General features: G+C 41.9%; 21 protein-coding genes and 1 tRNA gene. 11 read left to right on the top strand and 11 right to left on the bottom strand.

The genetic code is table 11. From position 1 onward, the window contains the following. The first annotated feature begins 126 nt into the window (after positions 1 to 126). From MUN53_RS14860 to MUN53_RS14870, 3 genes are all read left to right on the top strand, one after another. Positions 127 to 576, top strand: coding sequence for a DUF6515 family protein (locus MUN53_RS14860; protein WP_243326300.1), 450 nt, complete (start codon positions 127 to 129; stop codon positions 574 to 576). 26 nt (positions 577 to 602) lie between these two features. Then, positions 603 to 917, top strand: coding sequence for a hypothetical protein (locus MUN53_RS14865; RefSeq protein ID WP_243326301.1), 315 nt, complete (start codon positions 603 to 605; stop codon positions 915 to 917). A gap of 314 nt (positions 918 to 1,231) precedes the next feature. Next, positions 1,232 to 1,864 carry a COG1361 family protein gene (locus MUN53_RS14870; protein WP_243326302.1) on the top strand — a complete coding sequence of 211 codons (633 nt, stop codon included), beginning with the start codon at positions 1,232 to 1,234 and terminating at the stop codon, positions 1,862 to 1,864. Between the two features lie 239 nt (positions 1,865 to 2,103). Here MUN53_RS14870 and MUN53_RS14875 read toward each other — a convergent pair whose 3' ends face one another. The 10 genes from MUN53_RS14875 to MUN53_RS14920 form a co-directional block, all read right to left on the bottom strand. Next, positions 2,104 to 3,345 (bottom strand): SufS family cysteine desulfurase, encoded by a 1,242-nt coding sequence (locus tag MUN53_RS14875; protein ID WP_394803093.1) that lies wholly within the window; start codon positions 3,343 to 3,345, stop codon positions 2,104 to 2,106. A 238-nt stretch (positions 3,346 to 3,583) separates the two neighbouring features. Continuing rightward, complete coding sequence (sufD, locus tag MUN53_RS14880; RefSeq protein WP_243326303.1) at positions 3,584 to 4,927, bottom strand: Fe-S cluster assembly protein SufD; 1,344 nt, start codon at positions 4,925 to 4,927, stop codon at positions 3,584 to 3,586. Next, positions 4,924 to 5,679, bottom strand: coding sequence for a Fe-S cluster assembly ATPase SufC (gene sufC, locus MUN53_RS14885; protein ID WP_243326304.1), 756 nt, complete (start codon positions 5,677 to 5,679; stop codon positions 4,924 to 4,926). The genes sufD and sufC overlap by 4 nt, the downstream gene beginning before the upstream one ends. A gap of 15 nt (positions 5,680 to 5,694) precedes the next feature. After that, the gene (locus tag MUN53_RS14890) at positions 5,695 to 6,471 is read right to left on the bottom strand and encodes a hypothetical protein (protein WP_243326305.1); all 777 of its coding nucleotides are present in this window, start codon (positions 6,469 to 6,471) and stop codon (positions 5,695 to 5,697) included. Between the two features lie 86 nt (positions 6,472 to 6,557). After that, positions 6,558 to 8,003 (bottom strand): Fe-S cluster assembly protein SufB, encoded by a 1,446-nt coding sequence (gene sufB, locus MUN53_RS14895; protein ID WP_243326306.1) that lies wholly within the window; start codon positions 8,001 to 8,003, stop codon positions 6,558 to 6,560. A gap of 30 nt (positions 8,004 to 8,033) precedes the next feature. After that, positions 8,034 to 8,525: a CvpA family protein gene (locus MUN53_RS14900; RefSeq protein WP_022456775.1), complete on the bottom strand. Its 492-nt coding sequence runs from the start codon at positions 8,523 to 8,525 to the stop codon at positions 8,034 to 8,036. Between the two features lie 4 nt (positions 8,526 to 8,529). Then, positions 8,530 to 11,412, bottom strand: a complete 2,883-nt coding sequence (gene infB, locus MUN53_RS14905; RefSeq protein WP_243326307.1) for a translation initiation factor IF-2 — start codon at positions 11,410 to 11,412, stop codon at positions 8,530 to 8,532. Between the two features lie 27 nt (positions 11,413 to 11,439). Further along, positions 11,440 to 12,702 (bottom strand): transcription termination factor NusA, encoded by a 1,263-nt coding sequence (nusA, locus tag MUN53_RS14910; protein WP_022456773.1) that lies wholly within the window; start codon positions 12,700 to 12,702, stop codon positions 11,440 to 11,442. Position 12,703: 1 nt separating this feature from the next. Continuing rightward, positions 12,704 to 13,171 carry a ribosome assembly cofactor RimP gene (rimP, locus tag MUN53_RS14915; protein WP_022456772.1) on the bottom strand — a complete coding sequence of 156 codons (468 nt, stop codon included), beginning with the start codon at positions 13,169 to 13,171 and terminating at the stop codon, positions 12,704 to 12,706. 415 nt (positions 13,172 to 13,586) lie between these two features. Next, positions 13,587 to 13,660: transfer RNA gene (locus MUN53_RS14920), tRNA-Met, on the bottom strand. Positions 13,661 to 13,871: 211 nt separating this feature from the next. On the opposite strand from MUN53_RS14920, the gene MUN53_RS14925 reads away from it, so the two are divergent. The 8 genes from MUN53_RS14925 to proC all read left to right on the top strand — a co-directional run bounded on the left by MUN53_RS14925 (position 13,872) and on the right by proC (position 23,610). Continuing rightward, entirely contained in the window at positions 13,872 to 14,258 is a 387-nt protein-coding gene (locus MUN53_RS14925) for an START-like domain-containing protein (protein ID WP_022456771.1), read from the top strand. Between the two features lie 70 nt (positions 14,259 to 14,328). Further along, complete coding sequence (locus MUN53_RS14930; protein ID WP_243326308.1) at positions 14,329 to 16,293, top strand: LptF/LptG family permease; 1,965 nt, start codon at positions 14,329 to 14,331, stop codon at positions 16,291 to 16,293. Beyond that, a complete protein-coding gene (locus tag MUN53_RS14935; RefSeq protein WP_022456769.1) occupies positions 16,290 to 17,504 on the top strand; it encodes a bifunctional 3,4-dihydroxy-2-butanone-4-phosphate synthase/GTP cyclohydrolase II in 1,215 nt (404 codons plus the stop codon). The genes MUN53_RS14930 and MUN53_RS14935 overlap by 4 nt, the downstream gene beginning before the upstream one ends. A 23-nt stretch (positions 17,505 to 17,527) precedes the next feature. Then, positions 17,528 to 18,721, top strand: coding sequence for a pyridoxal phosphate-dependent aminotransferase (locus tag MUN53_RS14940; RefSeq protein ID WP_243326309.1), 1,194 nt, complete (start codon positions 17,528 to 17,530; stop codon positions 18,719 to 18,721). A gap of 550 nt (positions 18,722 to 19,271) precedes the next feature. Further along, a complete protein-coding gene (locus MUN53_RS14945; RefSeq protein WP_243326310.1) occupies positions 19,272 to 20,243 on the top strand; it encodes a FimB/Mfa2 family fimbrial subunit in 972 nt (323 codons plus the stop codon). 170 nt (positions 20,244 to 20,413) lie between these two features. After that, complete coding sequence (gene proB / locus MUN53_RS14950; RefSeq protein ID WP_243326311.1) at positions 20,414 to 21,490, top strand: glutamate 5-kinase; 1,077 nt, start codon at positions 20,414 to 20,416, stop codon at positions 21,488 to 21,490. A gap of 44 nt (positions 21,491 to 21,534) precedes the next feature. Beyond that, on the top strand, positions 21,535 to 22,785 hold the full coding sequence (locus MUN53_RS14955; protein WP_243326312.1) for a glutamate-5-semialdehyde dehydrogenase: 1,251 nt from the start codon (positions 21,535 to 21,537) through the stop codon (positions 22,783 to 22,785). 21 nt (positions 22,786 to 22,806) lie between these two features. Continuing rightward, on the top strand, positions 22,807 to 23,610 hold the full coding sequence (gene proC, locus MUN53_RS14960) for a pyrroline-5-carboxylate reductase (RefSeq protein WP_022456764.1): 804 nt from the start codon (positions 22,807 to 22,809) through the stop codon (positions 23,608 to 23,610). A gap of 97 nt (positions 23,611 to 23,707) precedes the next feature. Here the strand turns inward: proC and tsf are convergent, their stop codons facing one another. Beyond that, positions 23,708 to 24,697: a translation elongation factor Ts gene (tsf, locus tag MUN53_RS14965; RefSeq protein ID WP_243326313.1), complete on the bottom strand. Its 990-nt coding sequence runs from the start codon at positions 24,695 to 24,697 to the stop codon at positions 23,708 to 23,710. Positions 24,698 to 24,738: the final 41 nt, after the last annotated feature.

The following is a 24,738-nucleotide window of genomic DNA, read 5'->3' on the forward strand; positions in this document are numbered from 1 at the left end:
ATGGTGGCTACATATTGATGTTGTGCTGTTGCTTTTTACTGAAAGCTGCTACTAACGACTCATAAATCTACCCTTAATCGTGTATTGGATGATAGTTGCGGATTTTAGGGTAAAAAGAAAATAGCTATGAAATCCATTGGTATGCTGATAGGTTTATCGTTTGTTTTTACAAGCTGTATCCAGGCCCGGCCAGCTTATGCTGATCACTCCCGACATCCGGTAGTCGTTACCCATATCGATCATTCACCCGACCAACGACACCGGAAGAAAGTAAAAGTAAAAAAGATTGTGATCGGAACGCGAGTCAAGGCACGCCCGGTTAATTGCATCGTTATCCGGCATAATCAAATCGTCTTGCTCTACGCAGCTGGCGTATTTTACCGGCAGATTAATGATGGCGAGTACGAAGTGGTCAGACCCGAAATAGGCATGGTCGTACCCGAACTTCCGGCGTATGACGTCGAACAAGTTAAAATAAAAGGAAAAACTCTTTTCCTATATGATGGTACACTATACAAACAGATACCGACAACTAACGGAATTCAATATGAAGTATATGGATTTATTGACGAATAATCATCTTAATTAAAATAAAAGCGAATATGAAAAAAGTATTATTTCTGGCACTTATTCTCGTAGCCAGCCTGCAACAGGCAGATGCTCAACGTCGTGGAGGAAAAGGAAATACAACACCCGAACAACGGGTTGAACAACGTATGACGAAACTCAGCGAGGAACTGAATTTAAATGACGAGCAAAAAGAAAAGATCAAGGCGCTGTATCTTGAATTCTTTCAAACCAAAATGGAAAGGGAAGAACGGAAAAGCAAAATGGAAGAGTTGAACAAACAGATTGAATCTGTTCTGACCGACGAACAGCAAACCAAATTCAAAGAACTTTCTACCCGAAAGAAGTAAAAACACGTATGCTGTTTTGTACAAACCCCATTTTTAAAAGTTCAAAACAGCCTGCAAATTCTTTAGTTCACGACGTGGATTAAGTAGTTCACGCCGTGAACTAAGTAATCCACGCTGAGAACTAAGTAATCCACGGCGTGAACTAATAAATATCTGCCGAGAATTTATAGAATGGATAAGCACTCTTTTCAGAATAAATCCACCCCAAAACACAAATTAAATCCGTACAGAGAAAAAACATAAAACAAAGCTGCCCCCGAATCAGTTATATAATAAATATCTGTAACTTTATCCCAAATGAAGAAAAAGCTTATATGAAAGCAAATTATATAATCGGTTTATTTGTCAGCTCTGCGTTATTGTGCAGTAGTTGCAAGACCATGACTCCGCAGAACAAGCAAATGTTTGCCATGCAGACAGGAGGAATGATCGGAAGCGTATCGGGTTCTTTGGTAGGAGACCGTATCGGTGGCTGGGGAGGCTCATTAATTGGTTCCGTTGTAGGCGGAGTTGCCGGAAGTGCTTTAGGTGCTGCTGCCGCCAACCCGTATAAAACACAACCGCAACAAAGCAACGCACCGGAAGAAAGGCACGTGCCACAATTGGTTATCCGGGATATCCTGCTGACGGATGAAAACAAAAACGGGATTCTGGAAGCTGGCGAGCATGCGCATCTGACTTTTATCATCCAAAACAACGGCTCGAGAAATATCACGCAGATAATGCCCCAGTTGAAAGGGAAAAAGGAAGCCAAGCGAATCCGTAATTCGGAAACTATCTCTATTTCCCATATCAAACCAGGAGAAGAAATCCGGTATCGGGTCAATTTACTGGGAACATCTCAACTGAAAGAAGGGAAAGCCGTTTATCAGATCCGTCTGGAAGATAACCAAGGGCAGGATTTATATGAAGAGGATTTTTCTTTTCCGACAAATAAAAGGCTATAAAAACATAAAGGAGCTCTTTTCACAAAGAACTCCTCCACTCTCTTAACTAACTTAATGCTTGAAGTAGTATTACCTATAGGACTTCAAGTCTGAATTTTACTAAGGAAATGACTATTTATAATTCTATGGCGCAAATATAGGAATATTTTTCTATACGAGAAAAGTCCTATATATGCGCCATCTACTTATAAATCGTTAAAGATACTCAATGAAACTGCATTGTTACGCCATAAGTAACCTCATCCGAACATCTGGCGTACCCGTTCGATTCCGCGAACCAGTACATCCACTTCCTCACGGGTATTATAAAAGGAGAAAGAGGCACGGACTGTTCCTTCGATCCCCAACGCCTGCATCAGCGGCTGTGCACAATGATGCCCCGTACGGACAGCAATGCCCAAGCGGTCAAGCAACATGCCCATATCATAGTGATGAATATTTCCAACCAGGAAAGAAATGACAGCACCTTTGTCTGCCGCCTCACCGAAAATACGCATGCCTTCAATTTGTTTCAACTGAGCGGTAGCATATTCCAATAAATCTTGTTCCTGTGCTGCAATCCGATCCATACCAATCTTTTCCACATAATGCAAAGCTTCTGCCAAAGCTGTACTGCCAATATAATCAGGCGTACCGGCCTCGAACTTAAATGGCAATTCATTAAAGACCGTTTTCTCGAACGAAACGGTAGCAATCATCTCACCACCGCCCTGATACGGAGGAAGTTTATCCAGCCATTCTTCTTTCCCATACAAAACGCCAATACCCGTCGGACCATAAATCTTATGGCCGGAGAAAACGAAGAACTCGGCATCCAAATCCTGTACATCTACTTTCATGTGGGGCGTTGACTGCGCACCATCAACCAATACCGGAACGCCCTGTTCGTGAGCAATGGCAATGATTTCCTTTACCGGATTTACCGTACCCAACACATTGGAAACTTGCGTAACGGCCACCAGGCGTGTCTTCTCAGTAAATAACTTTCGATATTCATCAAGCAATAATTCCCCTTTATCGTTCATCGGAATTACCCGCAAAGATATACCTTTCTTGGCCGCCTGAATTTGCCAAGGCACAATGTTAGAGTGATGTTCCATGACAGAAACAATCACTTCATCGCCGGCAGACATGCATTCATCGGTAAAGCTGCTTGCTACCAAGTTAATGGATTCGGTAGTTCCTCGTGTAAAGATAATCTCATTTGAAGAACGGGCATTCAGGAAACGTTGAACGGTACGGCGTGCTTCTTCGTGTGCCTCGGTCGCTTCCTGACTCAAGAAATGAACTCCGCGATGAATATTCGCGTTTACATTATAATAACCGTTTTCAATCTTCTCGACGACGCAACGCGGTTTCTGCGTCGTTGCTGCATTATCCAGATAAACCAATGGTTTGTTGTAAACCTGATGGGACAGAATCGGGAAATCTTCCCGAATGGATTGTATATCGAAAGTCATCATCTTATCTATTAAATTCATTATTGATAACAACCCACAAAGATACAATGTTTAATCGATATATGTATAAATCAGCAAGGACAGGATCAATCGGGTACAAAAAAGGCCGCCTTTCCTACCGCCGTAGGTAAAAGCAGCCCATACTAAAATAGAAATATTTAAAGGATAAATTGGCTTGTTGTTTACGTCAGCAAAAATAAATACGACATATGACAACAAGATGACAAAAGTATGTCATTTTATCCTTTGCACTCTTTCATTATTTACAGATCCGACAACCGGCACATTTAGCCAATTCACCTCGGAAACGTTTCTCTACCAACTTATGCAGGCGATCTTTCAAGGCTTCCAGACGAACATGTTCGATTACATCCGATGTAAAGGCAACACTAAGCAACATCCGTGCTTCGTCGCGGGAAATACCTCGGCTCTGCATATAGAAAAGTGCGTTCTCGTCCAGCTGACCGGTACTCATACCATGTGAACATTTCACATCGTCGGCATAAATTTCCAACTGAGGTTTGCTGTACATCCGGCATTCGCGGGTAGCACACAAGTTTCGGTTGGTCTGATAAGCTTCTGTCTTGTCAGCACCCTGCTCAACCAGGATTCTACCACTGAACGCACCAATTGCACGATCGTTCAAGATATTCTTGAAGAGCTCGTTGCAAGTACAATGTGGCACTTTATGATGTACTAAAGAATAAGTATCCAACTGCTGCTCCTTATCCAGCACTGACATACCACAAAGAGAAAGATCAGCTCCTTCACCTTCCAACGAGACGAAATAATTATTACGAGTCAATCCGTTTGTCAGTGTAACTCCATTCACAACAACACTCGAATGAGCTTCCAGACGAACAAACAGATTAGAGAAACGGGTTGTCGATACCGAACTTTCCTCCAAATCATAATAATCAGCACGAGCATTGGCTCCGGCAAAGATTTCAATCACTTGGTTAGAGAAGAATTTCACATCATCAATACTATGGTCACACACCAACAGACGAGCTTCAGCATTCTCTTCTACGATGAAGAGAATACGGCGATTGGCCATTGTATCAACATCACTACGGAAAATATTCACTAACTGAATGGGACGTTCCACCACCGTATGCTTCGGAACATATACAACGAAACCATCTTGCGCCAACATCGTATTCAAGGCAACAACACCATTTGCCGATGTCTGTGCCAGTTTACCATAATAGCGGGCAGCAATCTCCGGATATTCGGAAGCAAAACGGCATAAGCTTCCGGCATAAACACCTACGGGCAGATGCGCTTTCGGTAATTCTTTATCGTAGAAAGAATCGTTCACCACAAAATAAAGTGAGGTGCTCAGATTAGGAACATCACAGTGAAATACGTCATACGGATTGACCGGAATATTCAGCCGATTGATATTGATCCCATAATCGGGAGCAAAAGCCTTTTCCACATCCGTATATTTATAATCTTCGCCCTTCAACGATGGAAAGCCCAACCGCTCGAAATCGGCGAATGCTTGCGCACGCAAAGCATTCAATACCGGTACACTCTTGCGGCAGATCAAATCCTCATACTGGGTAAAGAGATCAATGTATTGTTGTTCTGTTTTCATAAGTCTCCCATCTCCTTCTTGATCCAGTCGTAACCTTTTTCTTCCAGTTCGAGAGCCAGCTCCGGACCTGCGGTCTTGACAATACGACCTTTATAAAGCACATGTACAATGTCCGGTTTAATATAATCCAGCAAACGCTGATAGTGAGTAATCACGATGGTCGCATTATTAGCAGTCTTCAATTTGTTTACTCCACTTGCCACAATACGCAAGGCATCAATATCCAAACCCGAATCCGTCTCATCAAGGATTGAAAGTTTCGGTTCAAGCATCGCCATCTGGAAAATCTCATTACGTTTCTTTTCACCACCCGAGAAACCTTCATTCACACTTCGGCTTGCCAGCTTGTTGTCTAATTCAACAATTGCCCGTTTCTCACGCATCAGTTTCAGGAACTCTGTAGCCGAAACCGGTGGCAGGCCATTATATTTCCGGTGTTCGTTTACGGCTGCACGCATGAAGTTTACCATACTTACACCCGGAATTTCCACCGGATACTGGAAACTCAAGAACAGACCTTCACGGCTACGGTCTTCCGGAGACAACTCCAACAGGTTCTTCCCATTGAATGTTACTTCACCTTCTGTTACTTCAAAGGCCGGATTTCCCACCAAGACACTACTCAGTGTACTTTTTCCCGATCCATTCGGTCCCATGATAGCATGGACTTCTCCAGCCTTTACCGAAAGGTTGATACCTTTCAATATCTCTTTGCCATTCACATTGGCATGTAAATTCTTTATCTCTAACATATTTTACTTTCCTCCTTAGTATCTGTAATAATATTCCTGGTCATGTCGATTAACCCGATAAAACCAGCCCTCAATCAAATCTCCAATAATTCCACCCAACGAGAATCCATCTTGTTGCGTGAATCTCATGGGGAACGTTACCTTAATACCTAAATTCAACCGTTGATACAGCCCTTTATCCCGCAGCTGATACTTTGCTCCTCTGTTATCTACTGCTTCAATTCGGGTACGAGAGTCAAGTCCGATTCCCAAATCATAACGAACCACAAAGGCAACTGACGAGAACAAATAAAAATCAAGTCCTACAGAAGGCACAAATACCGCCCGAGGATTAACGGCCGTTTGTTTCACCGTTAGCGACCACTCACCGGATGATACACCAGTTGTATTTTCTTCCCTGCGATCGCCCCAATTAAACAACCAACCAGCTGCCAAATAGGGTTGAACAAACCATCGATCCGGAACAAAATAACGCTTCACTCCTAGGCTAATTCCTTCCATACTACGGCAGGAATACCCATAATCCAACTCTGTCCGTTCATAACCGCCATAGACGGCCCATTTCTTGGGCAGGAAATATTCGCCGGTAAACCCGAAAGACTCACCTCCGTTTCCTGTAGAAACCCGTTGCGGATTTTCTGACAAAATCGGGCGAACCAACACACCTCCGGTAAATCCGAGGCTCCAACGTGCCCCATCGACATCGTTACCAGTATAAAACTGAGCTTGCACTCCTTGCATCGTCAAGAACGAAAGGAGACAACATCCCATCCATTTACATCCACTCTCCATCTCTCTTCTACTATTTGTTTCGTCTAACCTTTCTGCACGCTTGCAGAAGTTCTATCTCTGTAAGAAACGCTGTACCAGCCTTCTTTTTACCCTACGCTACCCTCGAGCGAGATACTTAACAGTTTCTGTGCCTCAACAGCAAACTCCATCGGAAGCTTATTCATGACTTCACGAGCATAACCATTGACAATCAAACCCACTGCTTCTTCAACGGAAATTCCTCGCTGCTGGCAATAAAACAACTGCTCTTCACTGATCTTACTTGTCGTCGCTTCATGCTCAACCACTGCCGTTTCATTCTGAATATCGGCATACGGGAAAGTGTGTGCTCCACAAGTAGGACTCAACAATAAACTATCACACTGGCTATGGTTACGAGCACCTTCCGCACGTGTAGAAATCTTCACCAGACCTCTGTAACTATTCTGACTATGACCGGCAGATATTCCTTTTGAGACAATTGTGCTCCGGGTATTCTTTCCCAGATGAATCATCTTTGTACCTGTATCAGCCTGCTGATAATTATTCGTTACGGCGACTGAATAAAACTCACCTACCGAATGATCACCAGCCAAGACACAACTCGGATATTTCCATGTAATTGCAGAACCTGTCTCTACCTGAGTCCATGAGATTTTACTGTAATCACCTTTGCACAAGCCTCTCTTTGTTACGAAGTTGTAAATACCGCCTTTCCCGTCTTTATCACCCGGATACCAATTCTGTACTGTCGAATATTTCACTTCTGCATGATCGTGAGCAACAATCTCGACAATAGCTGCATGCAATTGGTTTTCATCGCGCATCGGAGCAGTACAACCTTCCAAGTAACTAACGTAAGCCTCATCATCAGCCACGATTAATGTACGTTCAAACTGTCCAGTATTGGCGGCATTAATACGGAAATACGTACTCAACTCCATCGGACAACGAACACCTTTCGGAATATACACAAATGAACCATCAGAAAATACAGCCGAATTCAAAGCCGCAAAGAAGTTATCCCGATAACTAACAACGCTTCCCAAATACTTCTTCACTAAATCCGGATGATTCTGTACCGCCTCACTGAACGAACAGAATATAATACCTTTCTCTGCCAAGTTCTCCTTAAACGTTGTCTTGACAGAAACACTGTCCATAACGGCATCGACAGCCATTCCGCTCAATACCTTTTGTTCTTCCAATGGAATTCCCAGCTTATCGAAGGTTTTCAACAATTCAGGATCAACTTCTTCCATACTTTTCGGTCCGTCTTTCTTAACAGGAGCCGCATAATAAATAATATCCTGATAATCGATAGGCGGAATTTTCAACAAAGCCCAGTCCGGCATTTCCAATGTTTGCCAGTAACGGAAAGCACGCAAGCGGAACTCAAGCAACCATTCCGGCTCATGTTTCTTGGCAGAAATAATCCGAACGGTCTCTTCATCCAGCCCTCGATGGATCACATCTGTATCTATATCCGTAACGAATCCATATTTATATTCCCCATTCGTTACTTCATTCAACACGCTATTTGAATCTTGCATATATACATTATATTATATAAGAAAAACCATTCACTCTTCTAAACTAAACAAGTTAGAAGGGAAAATGGTTGGAACAATCTGTTTAACGGAACCATAAAAACGAGACTCGACTTTCTGCTCCCGTGGAATCAAAACGGATCCCCGATCAATGTATTCCAGAACATTTATCGTCAAACTCAGGAAAAACATCATAAACATAAAGCCGAACAAACCTCCCAACAAATGGTTCAGTATACCTAGCGGTGTCACTCCTACTAATTTACTCAACAAATCACCTGTCAGCTTCAATACTCCAATGATCAGCATAAAACCAAACAGATAACTCAATACTGTTACTCCATAATCAGGAAACCAACCAAGCGCCAGAATATATCCACGCAACCAATCGGCTACCTGTGCACAGCAGAAGATGGCAATCACCAGGGCTATAAGTGAAACAACCTGTTTGATGACTCCATCAAACAGGCCTTTCACAAAACCGAATCCAGCCAGACACAACAAGATCACGTCTAACCAGTTCATCACATTATAATGTCTTTTTGATTTCTGTTTCCTCGTAAGCCTCGATCACGTCTCCGATCTGAATATCATTAAAGTTAGTGATGTTCAAACCACAGTCCTGACCAGCTACAACTTCCTTCACATCATCTTTGAATCGCTTCAAAGAGCCCAGTTCACCCGAGTAAATAACGATACCATCGCGAATCAAACGAATCTTGTTGCTGCGCTTGATCTTTCCTTCCTTCACCAGACATCCGGCAACAGAACCAACCTTGGAAATCTTAAATACCTGTTGAACTTCCACATTGGCAGTAATTTCCTCACGGATTTCCGGAGAAAGCATACCTTCCATTGCACTCTTCACTTCGTTGATCGCGTCATAGATAATTGAATACAGACGGATTTCTACACCTTCCTTCTCTGCATTCCGACGTGCCAACAATGATGGACGTACCTGGAAACCGATAATAATCGCATTCGAAGCTGCAGCCAAAACAACATCCGATTCAGAAATCTGTCCGACTGCTTTATGGATCACATTCACCTGAATTTCTTCTGTTGACAAACGAATCAATGAATCAGACAAAGCCTCAACAGATCCGTCCACATCACCTTTAACGATGACATTCAACTCCTGGAAGTTACCCACAGCAATACGACGACCAATATCGTCCAATGTAAGCATCTTCTGGGTACGCAAGCCCAATTCACGTTGTAACTGTTCACGACGATTGGCAATCTCACGAGCTTCCTGATCTGTTTCCAATACATTAAACGTATCACCCGCCTGAGGTGCACCATTCAAACCTAAGATCAATACCGGTTCTGAAGGTCCTGCCTCCTGTACTCGCTGGTTACGTTCATTGAACATCGCTTTGATACGACCATAATGGGTTCCTGCCAAAACGATATCTCCCATCTTCAACGTACCATTCTCTACCAATACTGTAGAAACATAACCACGTCCTTTGTCCAAAGAAGATTCAATGATAGAACCAACAGCACGACGTTTCGGATTTGCCTTCAAATCCAGCAAGTCTGCTTCCAACAGCACTTTTTCCAACAAATCTTCTACACCTATACCTTTCTTGGCAGAAATTTCCTGGCACTGATACTTACCACCCCAGTCTTCTACCAAATAATTCATATTGGCAAGTTCTTCCTTGATTTTATCCGGATTTGCATGAGGTTTATCAATCTTGTTAATAGCAAAAACAATAGGTACACCTGCTGCAGAAGCATGATTGATGGCTTCCACTGTCTGAGGCATAACACTATCGTCGGCTGCTACAATAATAATAGCGATATCTGTTACTTTTGCTCCACGAGCACGCATAGCCGTAAAGGCCTCATGACCAGGAGTATCTAAGAAAGTAATACGACGGCCGTTCGGCAACTTCACATTATAAGCACCAATATGCTGAGTGATACCACCTGCTTCACCGGCAATCACATTCGCATTACGGATATTATCCAGCAACGAAGTCTTACCATGGTCAACGTGTCCCATCACCGTAACAATCGGTGGACGCGGAACCCAATCTTCTTCGTTATCTTCATCTTCATCTGCCTTGATTGCTTCAACTACATCAGCACTTACATATTCTGTCTTGAAACCGAACTCTTCAGCAACAATATTAATTGTTTCAGCATCCAAACGCTGGTTGATAGAAACCATAATACCGATACTCATGCAAGTCGCTATGACTTTCGTAACCGGCACATCCATCATATTAGCCAAATCGTTAGCTGTAACGAATTCGGTTAATTTCAGGATTTTGCTTTCCATTTCCTCCTGCTCCATCAGCTCATGTTCACGCTTCTGGATTGCATCACGTTTATCACGACGATATTTTGCACCTTTGTTGCTCTTGTTGCTCTTATTCGTCAACCGGGCTAATGTTTCCTTGATTTGCTTCTGTACATCCTCTTCACTGACTTCCGTCTTTACCGGTTTCTTCAACCGAGGCTTACGGTCATCCCTATTATTCCCATTTTGACGATAGTTATTACCACCACCATTAGCTACATTGGCAACATCCACACGATCTTTCTTGATACGTTTACGTTTCTTCTTGCCATCACCTTCTTCATTGGATGCCATGTTCGCTTTAGGGGTTCCACCTTGTTGTTTATTCTGATCCTTTTTAAAATTCGGCTGTCCAGGACGATTATTACCTTGTTTCTCGTCACGTTCTTTCCGTTTTTCTTCTTTCGACTTCTTTTTCGGACGAGTTGACTGATTAAGTGCTTCCAAATCAATTTTACCCGTAACTTTGATATTCGATTCAAACTTAGGAGTACTCAATCGGAATAATTCACTATCGTTCTTATCGGCCGATGTCGTTGATGAACCCGATCCCACTGGTTGACTTTTTTCTTCTTTTGGAGCGACCATTTCCGGCTGCTTCTCTTCAGCTTTCTCTTTATTCACAATATTTATTTTTACTTCTTCTTTCTCATTCTGTTGTTCCACTTTTTCTACGGCAGGCACGACTTTTTCTTCTTGCTGAACGACAGGTTCAGGATCTTTATCAACCGAAGCTGGGGCGGAAACTGCCTCAGGTATGATCTCGTCCTTCTTTTCCGGTTCTAAATTGATGTGACCTTTCATCACGATCTTCGGACGAAATTCTTCTGGAACCTCTGTTTTTATTTCTTGGGGCTGTTCTTCTTTTACGACAGCAGCCGTACTTTTCTTATTATGTATATGCGAAGCTTCACGCTTAATCTCCGCATCAGGCATATTCTTCCCAAACTCCTTTACGAGCAAAGCATACTGTTCATCACTCAACCGGGTATTCGGATTGGACTCAACCTCCGGATAACCATTCTTATGCAGGAACTCAACCACCGTGTTCAGTCCTACATTCATTTTTTTCAATACTTGTTGTAATCTTATAGGCATACTAAACTTTGTCGTAACACTTAATCATTAATTTTCATCATCCTCAAATTCGGCAGCCAAGATTGACAAGACATCATCAACTGTCGATTCTTCCAAGTCAGCCCGCTCTACCAATTCATCTCTCGGTATTGCCAATACACTCTTAGCTGTATAGCAACCGATATTCTTCAGAGCGTCAATTACCCAACCATCTATTTCATCAGCAAATTCATCCAAATAAATATCTTCTTCATCAGCACCATCGATATCGCGGAATACATCAATTGTATATTCTGTCAACATACAAGCCAATTTGATATTCAAACCGCCTTTACCAATAGCCAATGAAACTTCTTCCGGACGCAAATAGACTTCTGCGCGTTTCTCTTCTTCATTAACCCGGATAGAAGATATCTTAGCGGGGCTCAATGCTCGCTGGATAAACAAGGATATATTAGATGTATAATTGATCACATCGATATTCTCGTTTCTCAACTCCCGTACGATACCATGAATACGAGAACCCTTCATTCCCACACAGGCACCTACCGGATCGATACGATCGTCATAAGATTCAACAGCAACCTTGGCACGTTCTCCCGGGATTCGGGCAATGGCCTTGATGGTAATCAAACCGTCATTGATTTCCGGCACTTCCAATTCGAACAAACGCTGCAGGAACAACTTGTCTGTACGAGAAAGGATAATTTTCGGATTGTTGTTGTAATTATCTACACGCTGTACGATAGCACGAGCCGTTTCTCCTTTCCGGTAGAAATCACCCGGTATCTGTTCCGTCTTCGGCAACAACAATTCATTTCCATCGTCATCAAGCAGCAACATTTCTTTCTTCCATACCTGATACACATCTGCCGAAATGATTGTACCGATTTTATCTTTATATTTAGCGTAAAGGCTATCTTTCTGCAATTCCAATATCTTGGATGCTAATGTCTGACGTAAATTCAAGATAGCACGACGTCCAAAATCGGCAAAATGAACTTCGTCTGTAATTTCCTCGCCTACTTCACAATCGGCATCAATCTGACGGGCATCCGTCAACGAAATCTCCAGATTTGAATCTTCCAATTCATCATCCGCTACGACCTTACGATTTCTCCAGATTTCAAAATCACCTTTTTCCGGATTGATGATAACATCGTAGTTTTCGTCTGTTCCGAACATTTTTGCAATCACGTTACGGAATGACTCTTCCAATACGCTGATCATCGTATCCTTATCTATATTCTTCAACTCCTTGAACTCCGCAAGGGTATCAATCATACTGACTGTTTCCTCTTTTCTGGCCATACTACTTGAATCTAATTAAATATTTTGTATATTTTATTTCACTATATGTATAAGGCTGGTCTTCCTCGACAGTAACCTTACGTTTGGCACCTTCCGGCTTGATCTGCTTTTCGACTGTCAGGACAATTCCGTTTTCATCAGCCGATTTCAACACACCGGTCAGTTTCACTCCTGCCGTCAACAAGACCTCAACTTCATTCCCTATATTCTTTTGGTATTGACGAAGCACTTTAAAAGGAGATGTAATTCCGGCAGAACCGACTTCTAATTCAAAATCTTCCACATCACGGTCTAAATGATCTTCCAAATACCGGCTCAGCTCAACACAATCATCAATGCATACCGACTCATCATTGTCTATTTCCACTACGATTATATTCCCAGGCTGTACTGCCACATCTACCAGATAATTGGAAGAAGATGCCAACTTCTCTTCTACCAGTTTTACAATCAATTCCTTATCTATCATACTTCGCTTTATATATAATCTGTTTTTCTATATTCCGAAGGTCTCTTCCAGAACTCTCGAAAATCGTTTGCAAAACCAACGAGAATCGTTTACAAAAAATACGGGTTCTGAAATCGGTCTTTCCTATTCCTGCACTGACAAATGACTGCTCTTTCTCTTTAGGGCTATACCAGGAATAGTTAAGACAAAAAGAGGGGACCGCCCGCCCCCTCATCATCAACACTCAATCGTCGCAAAATTACAAAAAATCAGTCACTTTTCAAATACACAACCGATATTTCCTACAACTATTCCACTATTTAGTCATTTCTTTCTCTTCTTTCGAAAGGAAAACAGTTCCTCATCAAGAAACAACCAATGCTTGCGGGCGAAAAAAACAAAACCGCCACGATTTATTCGTGACGGTTACCTTTTGTAGCGAGACCCGGGATTGAACCGGGGACCTCATGATTATGAATCATGCGCTCTAACCAGCTGAGCTATCTCGCCATTTTTATTGTTTTTGTCGTTATCATTTCTGATTGACGATGCAAAAGTAGAGGTTATTTTTTTACTATCCAAATTTTCGGCAAACTTTTTTTACACGCCTTTTTCATCTGAAACGGTAATTTATTAATAATGAGACAGAATTTTCATGTAATTTTTTTTGATAATCAGAAAACTTTTCTGTAATTTGCGAAACGTAAAAACTCTTTTAGCCATGAATAAGGAAAAATTTAACATTGAATACGTTTTTGACAACGTCTCTCGATCTAGCCTGTGGAATCACATTACAACGTCCAGAGGATTGTCCTCTTGGTTTGCCGAAAAAGTTTCCATAAAAAACAATGTCTATACGTTTATGTGGAATAAAGACGAAATGAAGGCCCGTGCAGAACTGATCAAGCAAAAAGAACAAATTCGTTATTGCTTAGAAACAGAAAATGGCGGGCCTTTTTCGTATTTTGAATTTTCCATTCATACATTAGAACTAACCGGGACAACATCTTTACAAATTACAGACTTTGCCGAACCCAGTGAAAAAGAAGATGCCATCGATTTATGGGATTCGCAAATTCATGCCCTAAAACGTTCGCTCGGCATTTAGTGTTGTTTCACATATAAAAAGAGGTTATTATCGTTTTTTACACTACTTTTGCCACTCCAATCTATTAGGCATGTTGAAAATAAAACGATTATATACCTTTATGCTGCAGACTTTCCTGCCGCTATTCTTAATGACCTTTGGTATCTGCCTGTTCATTGTCCTGATGCAGTTCCTTTGGAAGTACATCGACGACATGGTTGGAAAAGGGCTGGAGATGAAGGTGCTGGCAGAAATGTTCTTTTATGCAGCAATGGGATTAGTTCCCATGGCTTTGCCTTTGTCTATACTGTTGGCCTCGCTGATGACTTTCGGTAATTTGGGAGAAAGGCTTGAGTTGCTGGCTATGAAATCAGCCGGCGTTTCGTTAATTCACATCATGCGTCCGCTGATCATTTTTATCTCTCTGGTCAGTGTCGGAGCTTTTTTCTTCCAAGACAAGATCATGCCTGTTGTACAGGTAAAGCTTTATACCCTGCTTTATTCCATCAAGCAAAAATCTCCTGAACTGGAAATTCCCGAAGGTGTATTTTATAAAGAAATCACAGGTTTCAATGTTTATGTCAAAGAAAAAGTACCTGAAAGCGGACTCCTAAAAGACGTGATGATCTATGATTATTCGGAAGGATTCAATAATGCCCGTGTGATCGTAGCCGATTCAGGACGATTAAAAACATCTGCAGACAAACTTTATCTGGTCCTTTCTTTATATAACGGAGAATCTTTTGAGAACCTGAAGAATCAGACCCAGAAAGGAAAAAGCAAATCGGCTGTTCCGTATCGGCGAGAATCATTTGCCACCAAAGATATTCTGATTGAATTTGATGCCAACTTCAACAGAACCGACGAATCATTGATGCAGAACCAGTTTATCGGGAAAGGATTATCAGAGTTACAGGCTTCCATTGATTCGATGGGTGTTCGTTTAGATAGCATCAAACGCGAGAATGCAACCATTATCCTGCGACAGTCTTACCGCCAGGAATTCACTAAACATGAGCTCGTAGATGGGAAAAGTCAACCTATTTCTACCATTGATTCATTAGCACCTATCGCCCAAAACATGACGCTTAACTTCGATAGTCTGTATCAATCCATGACACCAGGAAAACAATCGGCTATCTTAAACAAAGCGAAATCCAAAATTGAAAATACCCGGGCAGAAATGATTTTCAAAGCTTCTACTATTGGAGAAGAAGCATACAAAGTACGCCGACATCTTACCGAATGGCATAAAAAGTTTACCATCTCATTTGCCTGTCTTATTTTCTTCTTTATCGGAGCACCGCTGGGAGCTATCATCCGAAAAGGAGGATTAGGTATGCCGGTTGTCATCTCGGTATTCCTTTTCATCTTTTATTATATCATCGACAACATAGGCTTTAAAATGGCGCGCGATGGTATTTGGGAAGCTTGGGAAGGTATGTGGCTGAGTGCAGCCGTTCTTACTCCTTTAGGTATTTTCCTGACGTACAAAGCGGTCAACGATTCGGTAATCATGAATGCCGACACCTATATCAACGCCTTGAAGAATTTAGTAGGAAGAAGAGCAGGACGAAAGGTTGAACGCAAGGAAGTCATCATTTATACTCCTGATTACGATGCCATCCTGCCTCGGTTGACGAAACTTTCGGCCGACTGCAAACAATACTTGCAGAATCATCGCCGTTGGATCAATTATATCCAATACTGGAAATCCGGCGGAAAAGATCATTCGGCAGAAGCGCTGGCACAGGAAATGGAAGCGATCATTGAAGAGCTGGCTAATTCAGACCAGAACTTATTGCTGAACAAGCTTATGGATTATCCGATTATCAGTAACTATCATCAGTTGAATGCCAATATAAACAGAAAAGTGGCGCTTGCGATCGGCTGTTTCTTTCCTTTGGGATTGATAGTCTATCTTTTTGCCATCTATCAGCGAAAGTTATTGCGGCAGGATATAAATACGGTACAAAAAGTGAGCGAAGAGATTAAAGAAATGATATTTTCACTACATTTGTCAAAAGAAACTTTAGATAACAAAAACAATATATGAGCGAATTCAAATTAAACACTATCGAAGAGGCAATTGAAGATTTCCGGGAAGGTAAATTCGTAATCGTCGTAGACGATGAAGATCGTGAAAACGAAGGTGATCTGATCATTGCCGCAGAGAAAGTGACTCCTGAGAAAATCAATTTCATGTTGAAGAATGCACGTGGCGTATTATGTGCACCTATCACCATTTCTCGTTGCGAAGAACTGGATCTGCCTCATCAGGTAACCAATAATACTTCGGTATTAGGAACTCCGTTTACTGTTACAATCGACAAACTGGAAGGTTGTTCTACGGGTGTTTCTGCTGCCGACCGAGCTGCAACTATTCTGGCTTTGGCCGACCCGACATCAACACCTGAAACTTTTGGTCGTCCGGGACATATCAATCCGCTTTATGCCCAGGAAAAAGGAGTATTACGTCGTGCCGGACATACAGAAGCCTGCATCGATATGTGCCGTTTGGCTGGTTTGTATCCGGCAGCTGCTTTGATGGAAATCATGAGCGAAGACGGAACCATGGCTCGTTTGCCTGAATTACGCAAATTTGCTGACGAACAAGATATAAAGTTGATTTCTATTGCCGATCTTATCGCCTATCGGTTGAAACAGGAATCTATCGTAGAACAAGGTGAAGAAGTAGATATGCCTACCGAATACGGACATTTCCGTCTGATCCCGTTCCGCCAGAAAAGCAATGGTTTGGAACATATCGCCATCATCAAGGGCGATGTAAAAGGCGAAGAACCGGTTCTGGTTCGCGTTCATTCATCTTGTGCAACAGGAGATATCTTCGGTTCCATGCGGTGTGACTGCGGCGAACAGCTTCATCAGGCACTTCGGATGATTGAAAAAGAAGGCAAAGGCGCCGTTATTTATCTGAATCAGGAAGGAAGAGGCATCGGTCTGATGGAAAAGATGAAAGCATACAAACTGCAAGAAAACGGAATGGATACCATTGATGCCAATATCTGCTTAGGTCATCAGGCAGATGAACGGGATTATGGTGTCGGAGCCCAAATCTTACGTCACATCGGTATTACTAAAATGCGCTTAATGACCAACAACCCGGTAAAACGCGTCGGGCTGGAAGCATACGGTTTGTCGGTAGTAGAAAATGTACCTATCGAAGTAACGCCCAATCCTTACAATATGTTCTATCTGAAGACCAAAAAGGAAAGAATGGGACACACATTACACAATGTAAAATAGTTAAACTTAAAATATACAAAGCGATGGCACAATTATCAGAAAGATTAAACAGATTGTCTCCGTCAGAAACGCTGGCAATGTCTCAGAAAAGTAGTGAATTAAAAGCTCAAGGTATTGACATTATCAATATGAGCGTGGGTGAACCCGACTTCAATACACCCGATCACATTAAAGAAGCAGCCAAGAAAGCCGTGGATGATAACTTCTCCAGATATTCTCCTGTGGCTGGTTATCCGGCTTTGCGAAATGCAATCGTTGCCAAATTGAAGAATGAAAACGGTTTGGATTACACAGCAGCACAAATCTCTTGTGCCAATGGTGCCAAGCAATCTGTTTGTAATACCGTCATGGCTTTAGTAAATGCCGGAGATGAAGTAATCATTCCTGCTCCGTATTGGGTTAGTTATCCGGAAATGGTGAAATTGGCTGATGGTACACCGGTTACAATTCCGGCCGGCATCGAGCAAGATTTCAAGATCACTCCGGCTCAATTGGAAGCAGCCATCACTCCGAAAACAAAGTTATTGATTCTTTGTTCGCCGTCAAACCCAACCGGTTCTGTTTACAGCAAAGAAGAATTGGCTGGTTTGGCTGCCGTATTGGCTAAACATCCGCAAGTATATGTCATTGCCGATGAAATTTATGAACACATCAATTATATCGGTAAGCATGAAAGTATTGCCCAGTTTGAGGAAGTTCGCGACCGCGTAGTAATCGTCAACGGAGTTTCCAAAGCTTATGCGATGACCGGATGGCGTATTGGTTTCATCGCCGGACCGGAATGGATCGTTAAAGCAGTCAACAAACTGCAGGGACAATATACTTCAGGACCATGTTCAGTTTCGCAGAAAGCTGCCGAAGCAGCCTATACCGGAACACAAGCACCGGTAGAAGAAATGCGTCAGGCTTTCGAACGCCGTCGTGACCTGATCGTTAAATTGGCAAAAGAAATCCCGGGATTCGAAGTAAACGTTCCGCAAGGAGCTTTCTACCTCTTCCCTAAATGTAGTTCATATTTCGGTAAGTCTTGCGATGGCAGAACTATTAACAATGCAGCTGATTTAGCCATGTACCTGTTGGAAGTTGGGCATGTAGCATGTGTAGGTGGCGGTGCATTTGGAGCTCCTGAATGCATCCGTATGAGTTATGCTACATCAGATGAGAACATCATCGAAGCTATGCGCCGAATCAAAGAAGCATTAGCTAAGTTACATTAAAGAATCAGATCGGTAGAGTTTTCCCGGACTCTTCCGTCATAAGATAAAACACCTGTCCCTCTGAATGCGGAGGCGACAGGTGTTTTTTTATAGCCATGCCTCATTATCCCTTATTGCATTTATCTTTTTATCCTAATAGAATTCTGCATTTTACAAGTAGTTTTTAAGATAATCCTCTACATAAACTAATTAATTCACCTATATGATTTAATCAAATCACCAATATGAGGCAATCAATTCACCTATATAAATTAATTAATTCACTAATATGAATCAATTAGTTTATAGTATTAAAATACAGAAAATACCATAACAAAACAAACAAAGTGGCTCTAGAGAAGAAGAAAATACATCAGACTTCTCACAACAGAAATTATCTTCTTAAAAAGTTTATAAAACAGATTTCCTTTACAGAAGAACAAGAATAGAAACAAGAAGATTAATATTCTGTAATCTATTAAATTAATCAGCTTTCGGCAAAACAATACCAGCGCTACATTGTTTTATAAATACAAACAATATTAAGCATCATTTTTAAAATACAGAATTTATGAATAGAATAATTTTAGTTGGTTCAATTATTTTGATGGGCCTTTTCTCTTGCTCCAAAGAGGATGATTTAGACCAGCAAATCACACCACAAAAACTTGTTTCCCCAGATCTAACAGCTTATGTAGCCAATACAGACCAGACAACAAGTCCAATGACTGGTTTTCTTGAGATTTATCCTTGTACAGAAGGTACTTCTATTTACTTCGGAAATTACGTTGAAGATAAAAAGACAGCCTTTAATGCCTTTTATCCCATCGAGAATGGAGAGATTTATGCCGGTTATTACAGAAAACTTTCAGTCCCGGAAAATATCTACAACCTGGTTTACTGGGGTACACCGGTAAATAACAATGATCCGATTTACGAATCACCAGCCATAAAGAATCCTGAAATCAGAATTGATACGGATCTGTCAAAATTATATTTGGAACTTAGGAAAAATTCGGATGATGACACGTACAGACCGGTATTTGACCTCGTCTATGCCTTGAGAGAAAAGAACCTAGCCAATGAAGATTTAAGTACATCACTCGACCGAGTTGTTGCCGGACTCAAAGTCATTGTCAAGACATCCAACGGCACTCCGTTCAGTGCCAACATATCGAAAATGGAAGTCCGCATCAACGGCATCGCTGAGAAACTGAATTTCTATACGGCAGAACCGGAAAACAAAACGAAAACCGTCAAATTCGAATTAAAGCGTTCAGCCGACAACAAACAAATGACAACAGGTACCGTTATGCTATTCCCTTCAACCGAAAATCCGTTATTGGAACTTTTCATAACCCTAAGCGATGGAAGTACGCATTCCGTATCTAAGAATTTAAGCAGCACACTTTCGGCTAACAACCGACTGACATTAAACATTATCGTCGGCGATATTTTCGGAGGAGGAAGTGAAAGCGGTTACTTTACCGTACAGAATTGGATCGAATCTACAGAGACCATCGAATTTCCAGTCATTCCTTAAAAACAGTCAACCCATATAAACCGGGAGAGCAACGTTACCTTTTACAACGTTGTCCTCCCGGTTTTCTTTGGGCATGAAGTTTCTTCCAGACAAACATTTTATGCCTCATATTTTTGATATTCCTGTTTTCATTTCATAGCTTTGCGCTTCAACCCTATTCATAAACGATTATGAAAAGACGTATTGCTATTAAAATAGGAAGTAATGTACTGACCCGGAACGATGGGAAGTTGGATATTACGCGTATGTCTTCCCTTGTCGATCAGATCGCAGACTTACACCGGCAAGGAATAGAGATCCTGTTGATTTCTTCAGGAGCCGTAGCTTCCGGAAAAAGTGAAATCAACATCGGGAAACAACTGGATGCCGTTTCATCCAGGCAACTCTATTCGGCCATCGGACAAGCCAAGCTCATCAACCGATATTATGACTTGTTTCGCGAGCAAGGAATCTGCTGCGGACAAGTATTAACCACCAAGGAAAGTTTCTCAACCCGAACACAATACCTAACGCAAAAGCATTGTATGGAAGTCATGTTGAATCATCATGTCATTCCTATCGTCAATGAAAACGATACAATTTCGGTTACAGAGCTTATGTTTACCGACAACGATGAATTGTCTGGTCTGATTGCTACGATGATGAATGCGGATACATTGATCATTTTAAGCAATGTCAATGGAATTTATACCGGTAACCCGGCAGATCCCAACAGTCAGCTTCTGCCTCAAATCATACCGGGACTGCAAGATCTGGAAGCATACATCCAAAGTGGGAAGTCTTCTTTTGGCCGAGGAGGCATGTTGACTAAGTGTAAGATCGCCTGTCAGGTAGCAGAAGAAGGTATTGAAGTCATTATTGCCAATGGGAAACGCGACAACATTCTCAACCTGATTCTTCATCAACCGGAAAAGACCTTGTGTACACGTTTCGTTCCCGGAGAGAAAAACGTCAGCAACATCAAGAAATGGATTGCTCATTCGGAAGATTTTGCCAAAGGGAAGATTTTCATCAACTCCGGAGCAGAGGAAGCTTTATCCTCACCTAAAGCCAGCAGTATTTTGCTGGTCGGCGTAACACGTATTGAAGGAGACTTTGAAAAAGATGATATCGTCCGTGTGATGAATGAAGAAGGGAAACAAATCGGAATTGGTTGTACGGCTTATAGCAGTCAGGAAGCAAGACCGTTAATCGGAACGAAAGATGTAAAACCGATTATCCATTACAATTACCTCTACCTGAATTAACCGATCAGCTTATTCAGCAAAATAAAGTAATTCGAATCAGGAATATGACAACAACACTACAACTTTTACAACAAGCGTCTCAAGCTGTCGCCTGCTTACAAAGCTGTTCCGACAGCCTGATTCAACAGATATTAAACGATACGGCTTTGGCTTTATTGGCCAACATGGAAAGCATTCTGAAAGCCAACGAAGAAGACTTATCCCGCATGGATACGTCAAACCCCAAATATGATCGGCAGAAACTAACAGAAAGTCGCCTCCGCGGTATTGCAGAAGATATGCAAAACGTATCGGCTCTTCCTTCACCTTTAGGAAAAACATATAGCGAGACAATCCGGCCCAACGGCATGACTATTCGTAAAATCAGTGTTCCGTTCGGTGTTATCGGAGTCATTTACGAAGCCCGCCCGAATGTTACCTGCGATGTTTTCTCGCTCTGCCTGAAAAGTGGTAACGTATGTGTACTGAAAGGTGGTTCGGATGCCGACTGTTCCAACCGGGCTTTAGTAAGGATCATCCACCAGGTATTAGAGAAATATCAGCTTAATCCTGCGTTATGTACCTTACTTCCACCCGACAGAGAAGCAACAGCCGAATTATTAAACGCTGTCGGGTTGGTCGATTTGGTAATACCCCGCGGAAGCAGTTCGCTGATTCAATATGTAAGAGACCATGCCCGCATTCCGGTTATTGAGACAGGCGCAGGCATTTGTCATACTTATTTTGATATAGCCGGCAACAAAGAAAAAGGGCAAGCCATTATCAACAATGCAAAGACCCGCAGAGTCAGTGTCTGCAATGCTTTGGACTGTCTGCTCATCCACGATCAACGACTGGCAGATCTTCCTTATCTGTGCCAGTTGCTAAGCCAGCATCAGGTTATAATCTACGCAGACGAACCTGCCTTCAAAGCGTTACAAGGAAACTATCCACCGGATTTACTTCAACAAGCTACCGAAGAAAGTTACGGAACCGAATTCTTGGATTACAAAATGAGTATACGTACGGTTCCATCTCTGGAGGAAGCTTTAAGGCATATTGCCCGATACAGTTCGAAGCATAGCGAATGTATCATCACGGAAGACAAACAAAACGAAGACATATTCTTACAGAAAGTAGATGCAGCCTGTGTATATGCCAACGTATCTACGGCATTTACCGACGGGGCACAATTCGGATTCGGAGCAGAAATAGGTATCAGCACCCAGAAGATGCATGCACGCGGTCCGATGGCTTTGCCTGAACTGACTACCTATAAATATATCATTACAGGAAACGGACAAACAAGAAGTTAATAATTATCTAAATCAGACAATATGAAAATTACAATCATCGGTTCCGGAAATATGGGAGGAGCCATTGCCAAAGGTTTGTCTCAAGGAAGTATCTTCCAGGCAAACGATATCACATGTACAGCCCAAACAGATGAAACCCTGGAGAAAATGCGTCATATCAATGAGGCGTTTAACCTGACTCACGACAATATCAATGCCGTTCGTGAAGCGGATATCGTTGTAATTGCCGTCAAGCCTTGGCGTGTACAATCAATTATTGAAGAAATCCGTCCAGCATTGCAGTTCGACAAACAGATCATCGTATCCATTGCGGCAGGTGTAACATTCGAGCAACTGAACGGTTTCTTAACCAAAACAACAACATCGAAAGCTCACGTAAATCCGGTTATCTTCCGCGTCATGCCGAATACAGCCATCGAAGTCAAGAGCAGTATGACATTTATCTCGGCATACAATGCTTCACAGGAGCAGATTGATCTACTGATTTCTATCTTCAATGAATTAGGAAATGCAATACTGATAGAAGAACGCCTAATGGAAGCCGGCACAGCATTGGCATCAAGTGGTATCGCATTCGCCTTGCGTTACATCCGGGCGGCTATAGAAGGAGGCGTGGAATTAGGATTTTATCCCAAGCAAGCCCAAGAAATCGTTGTCCATACCGTAAAAGGAGCAATCGACCTGCTATTGGAAAACAAGAGTAATCCGGAAGCAGAGATCGATAAAGTAACTACACCTGGAGGTATTACTATCAAAGGATTGAATGAAATGGAACTTTCCGGATTTACTTCGGCTGTTATCCGAGGATTGAAAGCCAGCCGATAAATCAACACAAAGGAATATAATACAACAGTAAACAAATAAGGCATGCCGAAACCGACATGCCTTATTCTATTATCTAAGCCTTATTCGTTCAGACGAATTATTCAGCACGCAAAGTAAGACGTTTGAATGCCAAGATCTGTAATTCAGGATCAGCTTCCTTCATTACTTCCTTAACAGTCTTCTTACCATCCATGATATCTTCCTGGTTCAACAAGCAAACTTCTTTCAAGAATTTGCTCAAGCGACCTTTAGCAATATTCTGGATCATCTGTTCCGGCAAGTTAGCAGCCTTTTCAGCAGAAACAGTAGCTATGATTTCTTTTGCTTTCGCTACATCTTCAGCAGTAATCCAGCCTTTAGCCATGTTACTTTCCATGTGATCTTCGCTATCAACATGAGCCGGATTAATACCAGCCTTCTTCAAAGCAGCTTCAACAGCTTTCTGTACTTGTTCAGCTTTAGTCTTTTCAATTGCTACCTGAATTTCCTGTTCTTTTACTGATTCAGGAACACCTGCTTCATCAATAGCAATCGGATTCATAGCAGCGATCTGCATAGCTATGTTGTGAGCAATTTCTTCAGAAGCCTTATTGAATGCAGCAATTGTACAAAGCTGATTCTTACCCATGTGGTTATAAACTGTTGTATAAGCACCTTCAACCACATTGTAACCATCCAATTCCATCTTTTCACCAGTGATACCACTGCGATCAACAACTGCATCTTTTACAGTTCCGTTACCCATCGGCAAAGCTAATACTTCGTCTAATGAATGACACTTGTTTGCTACAGCAGCATCCAAGATAGCTTGTGTCAAAGCAACAAAGTCAGCGTTCTTTGCAACGAAGTCAGTTTCGCACTTCAAAGCAATGACAGCAGCAAATTCGCCATCTTTCTTTGCCAATACACAACCTTCAGAAGCATCACGATCAGAACGTTTTGCAGCGATAGCTTGTCCTTTCTTACGGATGATTTCCATTGCCTTTTCGATGTCGCCATCAGTTTCAGTCAATGCTTTCTTACAGTCCATCATACCAGCTCCACTCATTTTGCGCAGCTTGGTAATATCAGCCATTGTTACAGCCATAATCTTATTCTCTTATTTTTAATGTTTATATTCTTTATAAA

Origin of the sequence: Parabacteroides faecalis (assembly GCF_022809355.1) — a bacterium.
Lineage (GTDB): Bacteria > Bacteroidota > Bacteroidia > Bacteroidales > Tannerellaceae > Parabacteroides > Parabacteroides faecalis.